The sequence below is a fragment of the Devosia sp. P3_B2 genome, assembly GCF_056402875.1.
The window spans coordinates 289,573-305,016 of sequence record NZ_JBFUGO010000004.1 but is presented as its reverse complement, the minus strand read 5'-3'; the positions used below and the strand labels follow the sequence as shown (position 1 = coordinate 305,016).

General features: G+C 65.8%; 15 protein-coding genes. 6 read left to right on the top strand and 9 right to left on the bottom strand.

Going from position 1 to position 15,444, the window contains the following annotated elements; genetic code table 11:
- Positions 1–2,229, top strand: a 2,229-nt coding sequence (locus AC1DV8_RS08715) for a copper-transporting P-type ATPase (RefSeq protein ID WP_477157165.1), incomplete at its 5' end; no start/stop codon positions are given.
- Between the two features lie 44 nt (positions 2,230–2,273).
- Here the strand turns inward: AC1DV8_RS08715 and AC1DV8_RS08710 are convergent.
- On the bottom strand, positions 2,274–2,840 hold the full coding sequence (locus tag AC1DV8_RS08710; protein ID WP_477157164.1) for a hypothetical protein: 567 nt from the start codon (positions 2,838–2,840) through the stop codon (positions 2,274–2,276).
- A gap of 138 nt (positions 2,841–2,978) precedes the next feature.
- Here AC1DV8_RS08710 and AC1DV8_RS08705 point away from each other — a divergent pair, with 138 nt between their 5' ends.
- Positions 2,979–4,151, top strand: a complete 1,173-nt coding sequence (locus AC1DV8_RS08705; protein ID WP_477149961.1) for an alpha-hydroxy acid oxidase — start codon at positions 2,979–2,981, stop codon at positions 4,149–4,151.
- 52 nt (positions 4,152–4,203) lie between these two features.
- Here the strand turns inward: AC1DV8_RS08705 and AC1DV8_RS08700 are convergent, their stop codons facing one another.
- Entirely contained in the window at positions 4,204–4,953 is a 750-nt protein-coding gene (locus tag AC1DV8_RS08700; RefSeq protein WP_477149960.1) for an alpha/beta fold hydrolase, read from the bottom strand.
- Between the two features lie 152 nt (positions 4,954–5,105).
- On the opposite strand from AC1DV8_RS08700, the gene AC1DV8_RS08695 reads away from it, so the two are divergent.
- Positions 5,106–6,095, top strand: coding sequence for an AraC family transcriptional regulator (locus tag AC1DV8_RS08695; protein WP_477157163.1), 990 nt, complete (start codon positions 5,106–5,108; stop codon positions 6,093–6,095).
- A gap of 7 nt (positions 6,096–6,102) precedes the next feature.
- On the opposite strand, the gene AC1DV8_RS08690 is transcribed toward AC1DV8_RS08695, so the two are convergent.
- From AC1DV8_RS08690 to AC1DV8_RS08680, 3 genes are read right to left on the bottom strand one after another with little or no spacing between them, the layout of a single operon-like run.
- Positions 6,103–6,921, bottom strand: coding sequence for an anti-sigma factor family protein (locus tag AC1DV8_RS08690; RefSeq protein ID WP_477157162.1), 819 nt, complete (start codon positions 6,919–6,921; stop codon positions 6,103–6,105).
- Entirely contained in the window at positions 6,918–7,424 is a 507-nt protein-coding gene (locus tag AC1DV8_RS08685) for a sigma-70 family RNA polymerase sigma factor (RefSeq protein ID WP_477149957.1), read from the bottom strand. The genes AC1DV8_RS08690 and AC1DV8_RS08685 overlap by 4 nt, the downstream gene beginning before the upstream one ends.
- 10 nt (positions 7,425–7,434) lie before the next feature.
- Positions 7,435–7,827, bottom strand: coding sequence for a COG4315 family predicted lipoprotein (locus tag AC1DV8_RS08680; RefSeq protein WP_477149956.1), 393 nt, complete (start codon positions 7,825–7,827; stop codon positions 7,435–7,437).
- Positions 7,828–8,052: 225 nt separating this feature from the next.
- Here AC1DV8_RS08680 and AC1DV8_RS08675 point away from each other — a divergent pair, with 225 nt between their 5' ends.
- Positions 8,053–9,168, top strand: a complete 1,116-nt coding sequence (locus AC1DV8_RS08675) for a TRAP transporter substrate-binding protein (protein ID WP_477157161.1) — start codon at positions 8,053–8,055, stop codon at positions 9,166–9,168.
- Between the two features lie 162 nt (positions 9,169–9,330).
- On the opposite strand, the gene AC1DV8_RS08670 is transcribed toward AC1DV8_RS08675, so the two are convergent.
- Both AC1DV8_RS08670 and AC1DV8_RS08665 read right to left on the bottom strand, forming a co-directional pair.
- A complete protein-coding gene (locus AC1DV8_RS08670) occupies positions 9,331–10,815 on the bottom strand; it encodes a TRAP transporter large permease (protein WP_477157160.1) in 1,485 nt (494 codons plus the stop codon).
- Positions 10,812–11,417, bottom strand: a complete 606-nt coding sequence (locus AC1DV8_RS08665) for a TRAP transporter small permease subunit (RefSeq protein WP_477149953.1) — start codon at positions 11,415–11,417, stop codon at positions 10,812–10,814. The genes AC1DV8_RS08670 and AC1DV8_RS08665 overlap by 4 nt, the downstream gene beginning before the upstream one ends.
- Positions 11,418–11,581: 164 nt before the next feature.
- Between AC1DV8_RS08665 and AC1DV8_RS08660 the strand changes: the two genes are divergently transcribed.
- Positions 11,582–12,181 (top strand): helix-turn-helix domain-containing protein, encoded by a 600-nt coding sequence (locus tag AC1DV8_RS08660; protein WP_477157159.1) that lies wholly within the window; start codon positions 11,582–11,584, stop codon positions 12,179–12,181.
- 11 nt (positions 12,182–12,192) lie between these two features.
- Positions 12,193–12,927: an SRPBCC family protein gene (locus AC1DV8_RS08655; RefSeq protein WP_477157158.1), complete on the top strand. Its 735-nt coding sequence runs from the start codon at positions 12,193–12,195 to the stop codon at positions 12,925–12,927.
- On the opposite strand, the gene AC1DV8_RS08650 is transcribed toward AC1DV8_RS08655, so the two are convergent.
- Both AC1DV8_RS08650 and AC1DV8_RS08645 read right to left on the bottom strand, forming a co-directional pair.
- Positions 12,928–13,335, bottom strand: coding sequence for a VOC family protein (locus tag AC1DV8_RS08650; RefSeq protein WP_477149950.1), 408 nt, complete (start codon positions 13,333–13,335; stop codon positions 12,928–12,930).
- Between the two features lie 101 nt (positions 13,336–13,436).
- Positions 13,437–15,443, bottom strand: coding sequence for an aldo/keto reductase (locus AC1DV8_RS08645; protein ID WP_477157157.1), 2,007 nt, complete (start codon positions 15,441–15,443; stop codon positions 13,437–13,439).
- Between the last annotated feature and the right edge of the window lies 1 nt (position 15,444).

The window sequence follows — 15,444 nt, the reverse complement described above, 5'->3', positions numbered from 1 at the left end:
GCGGTCCCCCTCCCCCGCCACGCGGGGGAGGAGCACGGCAGCCATTGGGGCCATGACGACGATGCCCACCACGGCCACTCGCATGGCGCGCCGCCGGTCGATCCGTCGACGGTCGCCGCGGGGACCAAGTGGACCTGTCCGATGCATCCGGAGATCGTCAGGGATGGGCCGGGGGATTGCCCGATCTGCGGCATGGCGCTGGAGCCGATGGTGGCTTCGCTCGATGATGGGCCGAACCCGGAGCTCATCGATTTCACCCGCCGGCTGTGGGTGAGTGCTGGGCTGTCGATCCCGATCCTCATCATCGCCATGGGCGGCATGATCGGGCTGCCGGTGCGCGAGTGGCTCGGTGAGCCGCTGGCGACGTGGATCGAGATGGCGCTGGCGACGCCGGTGGTGATGTGGGCGGCCTGGCCGTTCTTCCGGCGCTTCTGGAATTCGCTGAAGAACCGCTCGCCCAATATGTGGACGCTGATCGGGCTCGGGGTCGGAGCGGCCTATCTGTTCTCGGTGGTCGCGGTGCTGTTCCCGCAGATCTTCCCGATGAGCATGACGCACATGAACGGTGTGCCGCCGGTGTATTTCGAGGCGGCGGCGGTGATCGTGGCGCTGGTGTTCGTCGGGCAGGTGCTGGAGCTGCGGGCACGCGATGCCACCGGCAAGGCGATCCGCGCGCTGCTGAACCTTGCGCCGAAGACGGCGCGCAAGGTGGTCGGCGGCAAGGACATCGAGGTGCCGATCGAGGAGGTGCGGACCGGCGACTGGCTGCGGGTGCGGCCCGGCGAGGCGGTGCCGGTCGATGGCGAGGTGCTCGAAGGCCAGTCGTTCGTCGACGAATCGATGCTGACCGGCGAGCCCGTGCCGGCGGAAAAACTGAAGGGCGAGCCGGTGACCGGCGGCACGCTCAACGGCGAAGGCAGCTTCGTCATGCAGGCGACGCGGGTTGGCAGCGAGACGCGGCTCAGCCAGATCGTCGAGCTGGTGGGCAAGGCGCAGCGCAGCCGCGCGCCGATCCAGGCGCTGGCCGACAGGGTGGCGAACTGGTTCGTGCCGCTGGTGGTGGTGATTGCGCTTGCCGCATTCGGCGCGTGGATGATCTGGGGGCCGGGGCTAGCCGAGGCGATCGTCGCGGCGATCTCGGTGCTGATCATCGCCTGTCCCTGTGCGCTGGGCCTGGCGACGCCGATCTCGATCATGGTGGCGACTGGCCGCGGCGCGCATGCCGGGGTGCTGGTGAAGGACGCCAAGGCGCTCGAGGGCTTTGCCCGCATCGATACGCTGATCGTCGACAAGACCGGTACGCTGACCGAAGGCAAGCCGACGCTCGATCAGGTGATCCCGGTGAAGGGCGTGGACGAGGGTTTTGTGCTCGCCGTCGCGGCGGCGCTCGAAAAGCATTCGGAGCATCCGATCGGCACGGCCGTGGTAAAGGGGGCGGAGGCGCGTGGCGCGCGGGTCTACGAGGCCGAGGGCTTCCAGTCTCTCACCGGGCGCGGCATCAAGGGCAATGTCGGCGGCAAGCCGGCGCTGCTCGGGAACGCCAAGCTGTTCCGCGAGCAGGGGATCGCCGTCGACGAGAAGCTCGTGGCACTGCTCGAGCAGCAGGCGGCGTCGGGGAAGACCGCCATTCTCGTTGCCCATGACGGGGCGGCGGTCGGCGTGGTCACGGTGTCGGACCCGATCAAGGCCGGTGCGAAGGAAGCGATCGCGGCGCTGCGCGCCGATGGCGTAGCGGTGGTGATGGCGACGGGCGATGCCCGGGGCACGGCCGAGGCGGTCGGGCGCGAGCTGGGCCTCAGCGAGGTGCAGGCGGGCATGGCGCCCGAGGACAAGCACACGCTGATCGAAGCACTGAAGGCCAAGGGCAACTCGGTGGCGTTCGCAGGCGACGGCGTCAACGATGCACCGGCGCTGGCCGCGGCCGATGTTGGCGTGGCGATGGGCACCGGGGCGGATGTGGCGATCGAAAGCGCCGGCATCACGCTGCTGAAGGGCGAACTCGCAGGGATCGTCAAGGCGCGGAAGCTGTCGAAGGCGACGCTCGGCAATATCAAGCTGAACCTGCTGTTCGCATTTGGCTACAACGCGCTGGGCATTCCGATCGCGGCAGGCGTGCTCTATCCGCTGACCGGGTGGCTGCTGTCGCCGATGATCGCCGCGGCGGCCATGGCGCTGAGCTCGGTGAGCGTGATTGCAAATGCGCTGCGGCTGAACGGGGTGAAGTTGTAGCGCTTCATGAGGGGGCGGCTCGCTCCGGAGCTGCGGCCGGCAACTCACATCGGCGCGGAAACAGTGACGCTCGGGTCGTACCGGTAGGTGGCCCGGGAGTCGGTCGTCTTGCCGGCAGCGGTCGAGGTGCCGAGGATGATGGCTGGCAGTTTGGTCGTCGGGTCGGTGTAGAGGGTGGATGAGCTCTCCACGCCGGCCATGGCGAAACTGTATTTGAAGGCAAGGTAGTCCTTGCCCTCGAGGTTCTGCGTGCCGAGGCACTCGGCGTCCCCGACCTGGTCGAGCATGCCGGCAGCGCCTTCGAGGCCGGTTGTCATCTGGGCGGCCATGGTGTCGGGCATCTGCGTCCAGCTCTCGCCTACCCGCATCCACCCCTTGCCGTTCAGCACGGTCATTTCCTGGGTTGCGCCTCCGATGGAGGTCGTGGCGTGGATGGCCGATGGCGGTACCACTTCTGCCGTCATTGTAGTGCCGTCGCTTGTGAGCTCCATCACGTAGGGACCGCCGGCCAGCGAGCCGGCGAGGACGGCCTTGAGGTCGGCGAGGCAATCGGCCTGGGCGGGGGCGGTGAGTGAGATAGCGGCGAGTGCGGCAAGGGTGGCGATGCGCATGGGGGCTCTCCGTGGGAAAGCCCGAGCGTGCTCGGGTGAAACTGAAGCGGCGATGAACACCCGAGAGAGCATCCAACGTCGCATTGACCACTGACATGTCAGAGAACTAGAAAGCGCCAACGTTGCTCCGGGGCGCACATGGCCAATCTCGACAAGTATCTCACCATCGAAGACCTGATGAAGGCCGCGAAGCGCCGCGTGCCGAAGATGTTCTTCGATTACGCGGATTCCGGTTCGTGGACCGAGAGCACCTATCGCGAGAACAGCTCGGACTTCGAGAAGATCAAGTTGCGCCAGCGCGTCGCGGTCAATCTCGAGAACCGGAACCTGGCGACCACGATGATGGGCCAGCCGGTTTCGATGCCGGTGGCGATCGCGCCGGTCGGTTCGACCGGCATGCAGTCGGCGGACGGCGAGATCAAGGCGGCGCGGGCGGCTGAGAAGTTCGGCATTCCGTTCACGCTCTCGACCATGGCGATCTGCTCGATCGAGGACGTGGCCGAGAACACCACCAAGCCGTTCTGGTTCCAGCTCTATGTGATGCGCGACAAGGCCTTCATCGAGCGGCTCATCGATCGCGCCAAGGCGGCGAAGTGCCCGGTGCTGGTGCTGACGATGGACCTGCAGATCCTCGGACAGCGGCACAAGGATATCCGCAACGGGCTGAAGGCGCCGCCGCCGATCACACCGAAATTCCTGTTCGAGATCGCCACCAAGCCCGCCTGGGCCTTGGGCATGCTCGGCACCAACCGCCGCACCTTCCGCAATATCGCCGGCCATGTGACGGAGGCGGTAAACCTCGCCTCGCTGTCGACCTGGACCGCGACCCAGTTCGACCTGACGCTGAACTGGAAGGACATCGGCTGGATCAAGAAGCGCTTTGGCGGCCCGGTGATCGTCAAGGGAATCCTCGATGCCGAGGATGCGCGGCTCGCGGTGGAGAATGGCGCCGACGGCATCATCGTCTCCAATCACGGTGGCCGGCAGCTCGATGGCGCCCCCTCGTCGATCCGGGTGCTGCCCGAGATTGTCGATGCGGTGGGCGACAAGACCGAGGTGCTGATGGACTCGGGCATCCGCTCGGGCCAGGACGTGCTGAAGGCGCTGGCGCTCGGCGCCAAGGGCACCTTCGTCGGCCGCGCCATGGCGTTCGGGCTTGGTGCAGGCGGCGAGGCGGGTGTCACCCGGGCGCTGCAGATCATCAACAAGGAGATGGACGTCACGATGGCCCTGATGGGCGAGCGCGACGTCAAGAATGTCGGGCTCCACAACATCTACTCGAACGACCTGCTGAAGCGGCAGGGTTACTGACCGGCGCGAACGCCGGCAGCCTAAGGCCGCCAGCGTTCTGGTTCAGCGAGCTTCAGCGCGCCGCGTCTTCGATGACCTTGGCGACATCTTCGGCCTTCGAGACGAGGCCCGAGTGGCTGGCGGCGAGTTCGGTGACCGTCGCCTTGATGCGACCGGCGAAGAAGCGCTGCGCATCTGCGGGGATCATCAGGTCCTCGGTGGTCACGACGTAGAAATCCGGCTTGTCGTGCCAGGCCGCGACTTCCGCCACGGCGTCGAAGTTGGCGGGGTTGGAGGGCAGCTGATCGGCCGCCATGGCTTCGGCTTCGGCCTGCGGCACGTCACCAGCGAAGTACTTCGGGAAGGTGGCGGGATCGAGGATCAGGCCGCCCTGGGCGTTGGGCCGGATCGTCTTGACGCCCTCGCTGGGCTGGCCGCCGGCGAGCAGTGCATTCAGCGTCTCGCCCTTGTCCGGCGCAAATGCCGAGACATAGACCAGCGCCTTGACCTTCTCGTCATTGCCGGCCTCGCCGATCACCACGCCGCCCCAGGAGTGGCCGACCAGCACCGTGGGACCGTCCTGGGCATCGATAGCGGCCTTGGTGGCAGCAACGTCGTCCGCCAGCGAGGTCAGCGGGTTGGCGACCTGGGTGACGTGGTAGCCCTTGGCCGAGAGGATAGCGGCGACCTTGTCCCAACTGGATTCGTCGGCGAAGGCGCCGTGGACGAGCACGATATTCTTGGCAGCGTCCTGGGCGAAAGCGGGGGCAGCGGTGCCGATCGCGGCGGTGGTGAGCAGCAGGGCTGAGAGCATGGACTTCATCTTCATCTCCAATTTTGCAGGCGAGGTTGGACGATCGGCAAAGTCGATTTGCCGCTAGAACGTGGCTAGCTGGTGGAACCGGATCTTGCGTTTCGGCCGAGGATTGTTGAAGTTCCTCGCCAAGTGATGGTGATGAGATAGGGTATGCCTCGATGAACAGCCATGATCCGGCCTCTGAACCTCATGCCCTGGAATCCGAAGCCGCCTTTCCGATGATGGCGTCGCGGGTGGACCTGCTGTCGCAGGTGCTTACGCTGATCCGGTTGCGTGGCGAGCTGATCTTCTCGGCGGACCTCGCGGCGCCGTGGGCGCTGCGGTTCGATCCGGGCTCGGCGTATTTCCACGTCGTGTCGGATGGCGAGATGCGGTTCGAGGCCAGCGACGGCAAGGTGGTTCATGCGGTGGCGGGCGACCTGCTGGTGATGCCCCAGGGGCGAGGACACCTGATCGGTACGCTGGGGGCTGAGCCGGTGGCGGCTAGCGAGGTGCTGAGGGCGCAGCTGCGCGGCGACAACCTCGCCATCCGCCATGGCGGGGATGGGCCCCTAACCCGGCTCGTCACCGGCGCGTTCCGCTTCGAGGGGGACAACATGCCCTCGATGCTGGCGGTGCTGCCGTCGGTGATCCACATCCCAAGCGCGGTGCGCACCGAGGACGCCGGATGGCTGGAGGGGATCGCGCAGTACCTGCTTGCCGAGGCCAGGACGCCGCATCCGGGTTCCTCGCTGATGATCTCACGGTTGATCGACGTGCTGGTCATCCGGGCGATGCGCATCTGGGTCCGCACGGCGCCACCCGAGAACAGGGGCTGGCTGGGAGCGCTGGCCGACGCGCGGATCAGCCGCGCCCTCAGCGCCATCCACGATGCCCCGTTTCGCCGCTGGACGGTGGCAGAGCTCGCCGGGATTGCCGGCATGTCGCGTTCGAGCTTCGCCGACCGCTTTGCTTCGCTGATCGGCGCGGCGCCGCTGCATTACCAGACGCGCTGGCGGCTACTGCTGGCGAACGAGATGCTGAAGCGGATCGATACGCGCGTCAGCGACGTGGCCCGGCGCATCGGCTACGACTCCGATGCTGCCTTCAGCCGCGCCTTCAAGGCGCAGTTTGGCTTTCCACCGGCACGGGTGAGGCAAGGCGGCTGAGTGGGGCTTAGGTGCCCCAGCTCTCGCCCGAGCCATTATCAGGACGCCAGGTCAGTTGCTGGTAGACCTTCTTCGACACCGTCTGCATCTGCGCCTCCGGCAGGTCGCCGACTACGGTGCAGGTGATCTTGTCGTTGGCCCAGTAGAATGCATCGAGGTTCGCGCGGGTGGTGAATTCCTTTTCGGTGCGGCGGTCGGGCAGGGCGGCGGTGATGTAGACGGTCACCCGCTCCTTGGCGGCATTCTCGTACATCAACTGCGCGGCCGGCCCGACGGTCTCTTCGTCATAGCCGGGCAGCAGGCGGCCGCCGACCAGGGTGAAGCCATCGGGCGTCAGGTCGGGCGGGTTGATCGGGCGTTCGACCCGATTGGAGAGCCACGAGACGAGGTGAGCCTTGTCTGTGCCGGCGACCTCCACGGCGTGGCGGTTCTCCTTGACGAACAGCGCATGCGCGGCGACCGCCGAAGCAATCAGCTCCTGCCGATCCGGCGGCCTGAAGAAATCACGCCCGGCCCAGCCGAGAGCGCCACCGAGCGCCAGGGTGATCACGGCGGCTGCAGCGAATTGGGACCAGCGGCCACTGCGGTTGTTGGCAGACGAACGGGCGATCCTGTGCGGATCGAGCCGCGACGGCACGGTTTCGTCGGCGGCGCCGCCGAACAGCGCCGACAGCGCCTCGTTCTGGCGCTGCCAGGTGGCGATTTCGGCGGCCTTGCCCGGATGGGCAGCCAGCCAGGCCTCCACCTCAGCGCGGCGTTCGAGCGTCAGCCTGCTGTCGACGTAAGCATGCAGGTCCGTTTCGGAGATGGGAACGAGGTTCGTCATTTGACCGACCTCAATCTGGGTTCGTCACCGCTGCCGGTCAACGTGCGAAGCGCCGCACGGGCGCGGCCGAGGCGGGACATCAGCGTACCGGCGGGGATGCCGAGGATGCCGGCGGCGTCATGGTAGCTCATGCCTTCGAGTACCACGAGCAATAGCGCTTCGCGCTGGTCGTCGGGCAGCCGGTCGATGGCGCGAGACATTTCGGCGAGGGCGATACGGCCTGGCTGCGGCGGGGCAACCGAAGGCTCGGAAACAAGGCTGTCGATGGGAACGTGGTCTCCACGGCGGCGCTCGAAGCGGAGGTCGTTGCGCCACAGGTTGATGAGGATGCGGAACAGCCACGCCTGCAGCGGCCCGGTGGGCGAGAACAGGTTGCGCTTGCGGATAGCGCGTTCGAGACAATCCTGGACGAGATCGTCGGCGCGATCGGCGTTGCGCGTCAGCGAGCGGGCGTAACGCCGCAACGCCGGAACCGTCGCCTCGATCTCATCCAGGAAGTCCATTGGCTACTGCTTACTCTTCGTATGCAGTGTGCCAGACTTCGCCGACCATATCGCCGGTGGTGTCGCCAGGCTTCTCGTCCTTGACCCAGAAGTACAGCGGCTTGCCCTTGTAGGCCCACATCTTGGTGCCGTCAGTGCGGTCGACGATGGTGAAGTCGCCGTCAGCGGCGGCCCCGGCATCGGCAAACAGCGGCGGCCAGTTCTCGGCGCACTTGTCGTAGCAGTTGGAGACGCCGGCAGTGTCCTTGTCGAAGGTGTAGAGCGTCATGTCGTTGGCACCGACGAGCACTTCCTTGCCGCCGATCTCCATGGTCTTGATGGCGCCGCCGACATAGTCCTCGGCGAAGGCTGCGGCCGAGAACAGGGCGAGCGTGGCTACGCCCAGTGCGATTGCGAGTTTCATGATGTCCCTCCGTTGGGTGCGAGGCACGGTCGATCAACCGGCCCTCGAGCTGACAACACCGCGACGGCGAGCTTATTCCCAACATGCCGCAGAATCTTCCGAGAAAGTGATCGGGCAACCGGTTGATGGCGCTCGCAAACCGGGTGGACAGCCGCACCGGTGCCTGTTCAGTTAGGAGCAAGGCCGGAACAAGCGCCGGCCAAGAGGCCAATGGGAGGACTACGCATGAAGAGACGTGACTTCTTCAAGTCGGCGACCGCGGTGACCGCCGGTGCCGCCGTAACCACGCTTGCCGCACCGGCGCTGGCGCAAAGCAATCCGAAGGTGAGCTGGCGTCTGGCGTCGTCCTTTCCCAAGGGACTCGACACCATCTATGGCGGCGGCGAGACGCTGGCGAGGTATGTGAGCGAGGCTACTGACGGCAATTTCACGATCGATGTTTTCGCCGCGGGCGAGATCGTGCCGCCCTTCGAGGTAGTGGATGCCGTTTCGGCGGGGACGGTCGAAATGGCCCATACGGTGGGGTATTACTTCTCCGGCAAGGACGTGGCCTGGGCGGCGCTGGCCGCGATTCCGTTCTCGCTCAACGCCCGCGGCATGAGCGCCTGGTACTATCACGGTGGCGGGCTTGACCTCTCGAACGAGTTCTTTGCCAACTACAACATTGTCGGCTTCCCATGCGGCAACACTGCCGCACAGATGGGCGGCTGGTTCCGCAAGGAAATCAACAGCGTCGCGGACCTCCAGGGGCTCAAGATGCGAATCGGCTTCGCCGGCGCGATCATGAGCAAGCTCGGTGTCATCCCGACGCCGATGCCGGGCGGCGAGATCTACAACGCGCTCGAAAAAGGTACGCTCGATGCGGCCGAGTGGGTGGGGCCGTATGACGACGAGAAGCTCGGCTTCAACAAGGTCGCGCCCTACTACTACTACCCCGGCTGGTGGGAAGGCGGGCCGACGGTGCACGCCCTCATCGGCAAGGCCAAGTTCGAGGAGCTGCCGCCGGCCTACCAGTCGCTACTGAAGACCGCCTGCCAGGCGACGAGCAACGACATGCTGGCCAAGTACGACTACGTGAACCCCACAGCGCTCAAGAAGCTGGTGGCGGCCGGAGCGCAGCTGAAGCCGTTCAGCCCGGAGATCATGGAGGCGGCGTTCAAGGCGTCGAACGAGGCCTATGCCGAGTTCGACAAGCAAAGCCCCGCGTTCAAGAAGATCTGGGACTCGATCAAGGGGTTCCGCAAGGACCACTACCTGTGGAACCAGGTGGCCGAGCTGAACTTCGACGCGTTCCTCCAGGCGCAGCAGCGGGCCGGGGCGCTGGAAGGCTCGGGACTCTAGAGCTGACAGTCGGTGGAGGGGCCCGGTGCGCCGGGCCCTTTTCTTTGCAGAATACTCGGTGTCATCCCCGCGAAAGCGGGGATCTTTGTTTTTGGGGCTGGCATGGCAAACGGAGGTTCCCGCTTTCGCGGAATGCCCCGGTGTGGATAGCCAAGACTGAGCCTAGTTGAAGCTCGGCGGCGGTGGGGCCTGGTATGTTGGCGCTGGGGCGCCGAACGAGGGCGGCGGCTGTGCCTCGAAGCCGGGCGCCGGAGCAGCGCCCCCGCCCGTGGGCAACACGATCTTCACCGTGTCGAGATCCACCTCCGGCGCCTTGTCGAGGAAGAACGTCACCAGTTCCGGGAAGGCGATGAGGATGGCGACGAGGATCACCTGCAGCACGAGCCACGGGATGGCGCCGAGGTAGATGTCGCGCGTCTTCACCTGCTCGCGGGGCACGATGCCGCGCAGGTAGAACAGCGCGAAGCCGAAGGGCGGGTGCATGAAGCTCGTCTGCATGTTGGCGCAGATCATCACGCCGAACCATACCAGGTCGATGCCCAGCGACTGCGCCACCGGCGCGAGAAGCGGGATGACGATGAACGCGATCTCGAAGAAGTCGAGGAAGAACGCCAGCACGAAGATGAAGATGTTGACGAAGATCAGGAAGCCGACCACGCCACCCGGCAGGTGAGAGAGCAGGTGCTCGATCCAGTGCCCACCGCCGACGCCCTGGAAGACGAGACTGAAGACGCGGGCGCCCAAGAGAATGAACACCACCATGGCGGTGAGCCGCATGGTCGAGTTCATGCCCTCCCACATCAGGCCCCAGCTCAGGCGGCGGTTGAACCAGGCGAGTAGAATGGCACCGACGACGCCCATGGCGCCGGCTTCGGTGGGAGTGACGAGGCCGAGGACGATGGTGCCCAGGACGACGAAGATCAGCGCCAGGCTCGGCACCATGCCGCGCAGCACCTTGTTGGCCAGCGCCCAGCCACGCAGCGTGCGGGCCTCCGGCGGCAGGGCGGGGACATCCTGCGGGCGGATGATGGAGAGGATGAACACCCAGGCCATGAATAGGAGGACCTGGACGATCGAGGCGCCGGTGGCGCCGATATACATTTCGCCCGGCGATTTCTGCAGCTGATCGGCGAGGACGATCAGCACCAGCGAGGGCGGGATCAACTGGGTGATGGTGCCGGAAGCAGCGATGACGCCGGTGGCGTGGCGCACGTTGTAGCCGTAGCGCATCATGACCGGCAGCGAGATCAGCCCCATGGCGATGACCGAGGCAGCGACCGTGCCGGTGATGGCGCCGAGGATGGCGCCGACAATGATCACCGCGTAGCTCAGGCCGCCCCTCACGCCTCCGAACAGCTGCCCGAAGCCATCGAGCAGGTCTTCGGCGAGCCCGGACTTCTCGAGGATCACGCCCATGAAGGTGAAGAACGGGATCGCCAGTAGCAGGTCGTTCGAGATGACGCCGTAGAGCTGGTAGGTGAGGTTGCCGAGGAAGTTCGGCGCGATCAGCCCCAGCTCGATGGCAACGAGCCCGGAGAACAGGCCGATCGCCGCCAGCGAGAAGGCGGCCGGATAACCGATGATGAGAAACACGACGAGCCCGCCGAACATGATCGGCGCCATGTTTTCCCGGATCAGGTCGATCATTGCAGCGGCTTTTCGTAGGCGAACTCGCGGACGTAGTTCGTGGTGAGCGCCGCGATGCACTTGATGATCTCGGCGATGCCCTGCAGCATCAACACGCTGAAGCCCAGGGGCAGCATCAGCCGCACCGGCCAGCGCGGCAGGCCGCCGGCAGCGTTGGACATGATGTTCTGCGTCCAGGCCTGCAGGAACCAGGGCCAGGTGAAGTAGATCAACAGGATGCAGAGCGGCATCAGGAAGAACAGCCCGCCCAAGAGGTCAATCCAGGTGCGGGCGCGCTCGGAAATCGCGCCGTAGAGCAGGTCGACACGCACGTGTTCGTTGAGCTTCAGCGTCCAGGCGCCGCCCAGCATCACCATGCCGCCGAACATGTACCAGACGGCCTCGCTGAGGACGTTCGAGTACTGGGTGTAGAACGACACCAGCCCGCCGAACACACCGCCGCCATAGCTGCGTTCCAGCCAGATCATGCCGCTGATCGAATAGCGGAAGATGGCGTTGAACGCCGACACCAGCGCCGAAAACAGCACCAGCCAGATGGCCGCGAGGCCCACGCGTCGGCTCAATTCGTCGATGATGCGCGTGAAGCGCAAAGCCAGCGCCATTGGCGGCTGTTCCCCCGGGGCCGTTGGTAGTCTGTCGGCCCGCTCTGCTGGCGAAGTCCGATGGTCAAGGCAACATGCGTCGGTGGGGCGCGTCAACCGCGCGCCCACGGATTGTTGTGAAACCGTACATTTGACAACAAAAATTGTCTATTGTAGCAAGGCACATGGACAACACCGTCCCGGCATTGATCGAGGATGTCGAGAAGGCCCGGCAGGGGCTGACGCCATTGCGGCTGCGGATGCTGGCGCTGCTGCGCGAGCCGGGGTCGGCCGCGACGCTGGCTGCAGCGCTCGAGTTGCCGCGCCAGCGGGTCGGCTATCACCTGCATGCGCTGGAGAAGGCTGGGCTGGTGGCGCCGGCGGGCGAGCGGCAGCGGCGTGGCTTTACCGAGCGGCTGTTCGTCGCCGGGGCGGGGGCGTTTGTGGTCGATCCGTCGATCTTCGGCGTGCCGCCGACAAGCGCCGAGAAACAGGATCGCTTTGCTGCCGAGCATCTGGTGGCGCGGTCGGCGGAGACGGTGCGCGAGGTGACGCGGATGCAGGCAGCGGCTGCCGCCGAGGGCACGCGGCTCCTCACCTTCACCATCGAGGCGGATATCGGCTTTGCCGCGCCACAGGACATCGAGGCGTTCGCCGAGCGGCTGGGCGCGATGGTGGCGGGATTGGCCGAGGAATTCGCGCCGAAGGGCGAGGGTCGGCGTTACCGGCTGCTGATCGGCGGGCATCCGGCGATCAAGCGCAAGAGCCCCGCGAAGATCAACTGAGGGAGGTGCAGATGGCTGACAAGCAGGATCGCGTCATCGTCGAGATGACCATCGCGGCGCCGGTCGAGACGGTGTGGGAAGCGCTGCGCGATCCCGACCAGATGCTCAACTGGTTCGGCTGGGACAGCGATACGCTGCGCGACGAGATCCAGTTCATTTTCTTCGATCACGCCGAGGCGGACGAGGCCAACAAGGTGCTGGCGTTCGGGGAATACGAGGGCAGCGCCGACCGGATCGAGCTCAGGGCTACGCCAGGTGGCACGGTGCTGAGGGTGGTCCGCAGCAGCGCCGTGACGGGGGACTGGACCGCCGTGTACGAGGACACCTGGGAAGGCTGGACCACCTTCTTCCAGCAGTTGCGGCACCATCTCGAGCGGCATCCGGGGGCGAAGCGGCGGACGCTGTTCCTCTCCGGCAAACCGCAAGCGCCGGGCCCGCTGCCGATCGCGGCGCTTGGGCTCGCGAAGCTGGCGACGGCGCCGGCCGGGAGTGCCGCGGCGTTCCAGCTACCACTCGGCGAGAGGGTCAGCGGCACCGCCTGGCACCACTCGAAGCATCAAGTCGGGATGACCGTCGTGGATTGGGGCGACGGGTTGATGGTGATCACCGACCAACCGGCGCCGAACGGCGGTCCCAATGGTAGCGGCACGGCGGTGCTCACCACTTTCGGGCTTTCGGACGAGGCGTTCGCGGCGCTGGAGCAACGGTGGAAAGCGTGGTGGGAACCGCGCTTTCCAAAGCCTTGATCAGCCCTCGGCCGGTGTCGAGCCGATGGCCCAGGTGATGCCGTAGGGGTCCTTGAGCTGGCCGTAGATGTCGCCCCAGAACTGCTTTTCGAGCGGCATGGTGACGGTGCAGCCGGCTTTGACGGCGCGATCCCACCAGAACTGCGCGTTATCGACGTTGAGGTTCAGGTTGAAGCCCTGCGGCGTGACGAACGGCACGCCGAACTCGGGGAACGAGTCGCTCATGTAGAGCAGGCTGCCATTGATGGTCATCGAGCAGTGCATGTAGCGCTTGCCGTCGTCGGCGAGCATAGGGACGACATCGGTAGCAGCGAAGGCCGTCTTGTAGAACTCCGCCGCCGCGACGGCGTCGGACGGGCTGATATAGGGCACGAGGCCCTGGAGCGGCTGTGCAGTTTGTTCTGCCATCTGTTCCTCCTCTTGGTCGGCGGGAGGCAATCTGGCACCCAATCGCGACAAAAGAAAAACCGCCGGCGCGAGGCCGGCGGCTTCAATGCTTGGCGATGCGATCAGCCTTCGAGCCAGGCGACCTGTTCGGGCGTCAGCTTGATGTCGAAGGCGTTCATGCTGTCGTCGAGTTCGCCCAGTTTGCGCGGACCGATGAGCGGGATGGACGGGAAGTCCTGCGCCAGCACATAGGCCAGGGCCATATGGATCGGGCTCTTGCCGAGCTTGCCGGCCAGTTCGATCGCCCGGTCACGGCGCACGAAGTTCTGCTCGTTGTACCAGACGCGGACCATCTCCTCGTTGTCCCGCTTGTCGCGGCCAGCGAGGTCGGTGAAGAAGCCGCGGGCCTGGCTCGACCAGGAGAAGTTCGGGATCTGGCGATCCTTCAGCCACTGCTTCCATTCAGCGGTCGACGAGGTGACGCAGCCGGCCCAGATCGGGTCGAGCATCTCGGCGAGGGCGAAGTTGTTGGAAAGCGCCCCTGGCCGCTGCTTGCCGTGCTTGTCGGCATAGGCGATGGCCTCGTCGAAGCGCTCCTTGGTCCAGTTCGAGCCGCCGAACGGCCCGCGGATGCGGCCCTTCTTCACCTCGGCATCCATGGCGTCGACGAACTCGCCGACCGGCACGTCGAGATTGTCGCGGTGCATGAAATACACATCGACATAGTCGGTCTGCAGGCGATCCAGCGACTGGGTGAGCTGCTTAGAAATCACGTCGGGGTAGACCAGCGGGCTGTGGGCACCCTTGCCGATGACGACGGCCTCTTCGCGCACGCCGCGCGACTTCTGCCACTCGCCGAACAGCTTCTCGGTGTAGCCGCCTGCGTAGATGTAGGCGGTGTCGAAAATGTTGCCGCCCTTTTCCCAGAACGCATCGAGCAGGATCGCGCCCGAGGCGAAGGTGCGGAAGTCCTCGAAGCCGAGGGCGGCGGCCGAGGCCGGCTTCTTGAGGCCCGGAATGGTGCGCTTGGGGATCACGGCTCCATGCGAAACCGGCCGGCCAGCGAGCGTGGTGATGCGCTTGGAGGACTTTTCGGCGGAGTACTCGATGCCGGCATCCGACCGCCACTTGTCGAGCACGCGCGCGTTGCCGAGGCTGTCGGCCCAGGTCATGCCGGGGGCGCTGAGTTCCTGCTTGCCGGCGAGGATCGCTTCGGCGGCGGCATCGGCCTCAAACGAATAGAGGTGGCGCTGCTTGCCGACGCTGACGGTCTCGCGGGTGCCGTCCTTCTTGATGATGTCGATCTTGCCGTCGCCGCCGGTGCGGTCGCCATTGGCGAACCAGAAGCTCGGCACTTCGATGGTGCCCTCGGTGCCGTGGATGCGGGCGACGTTCTCGAGGTTGGCCATCACGGCGCAGCTGACCTGCGCGGTGATGCCGTTCTCGAACAGGAGCACGGCAGCGGCGGTGTTATCCGTGCCTTCGGCGTTGAGCGTCGCGGCGCCCACGACCTTCACCGGATCGAGGAAGGGCTTGCCTGCAGCCGCACCAGCGACGAAGCGGGCGAACGAGACCGGGTAACCGCCGACGTCGAGGATGCCGCCGCCGGCCAGTTCGGAGGCGAACAGCCGGTGCTCGGGCATAAAGCGCGGCATCTGGAAGCCGAAGCTTGCGGTGATGAAACGGACTTCGCCGATGGCGCCCGAGTTGACCAGGTCCCAGATCTTCTGGGTCTGCGGGTGCAGGCGGTACATGAAGGCTTCGGCAACGAAGGTGCCGGCCTTCTTGTGGGCGTGGATCACCGCATCGATCTCGAAGGCGCTGAGCGCCATCGGCTTTTCGATCAGCGCGTGCTTGCCCGCCTCGGCCGCCTTGATCGCCCACTCGGCATGGCCGGTGTGCGGCACGGCGATATAGACCGCGTCCACATTGGGGTCTTTGAGGATCGCGTCATAGCCATCGAGGATGCGGGCCTCGGGGAAATCTTCCTTAAGGCTCGCCTTGCCTGGGTTGCGGGTGGCGATGGCCTCGAGCTTGCCCAGCTTGCTGTCCAGCACGCCGCGGCGGAAGTCCTTGGCGATCGCGCCAGGGCCGATGATCCCCCAGCGGATTGGGGCTGTAATGGTCATA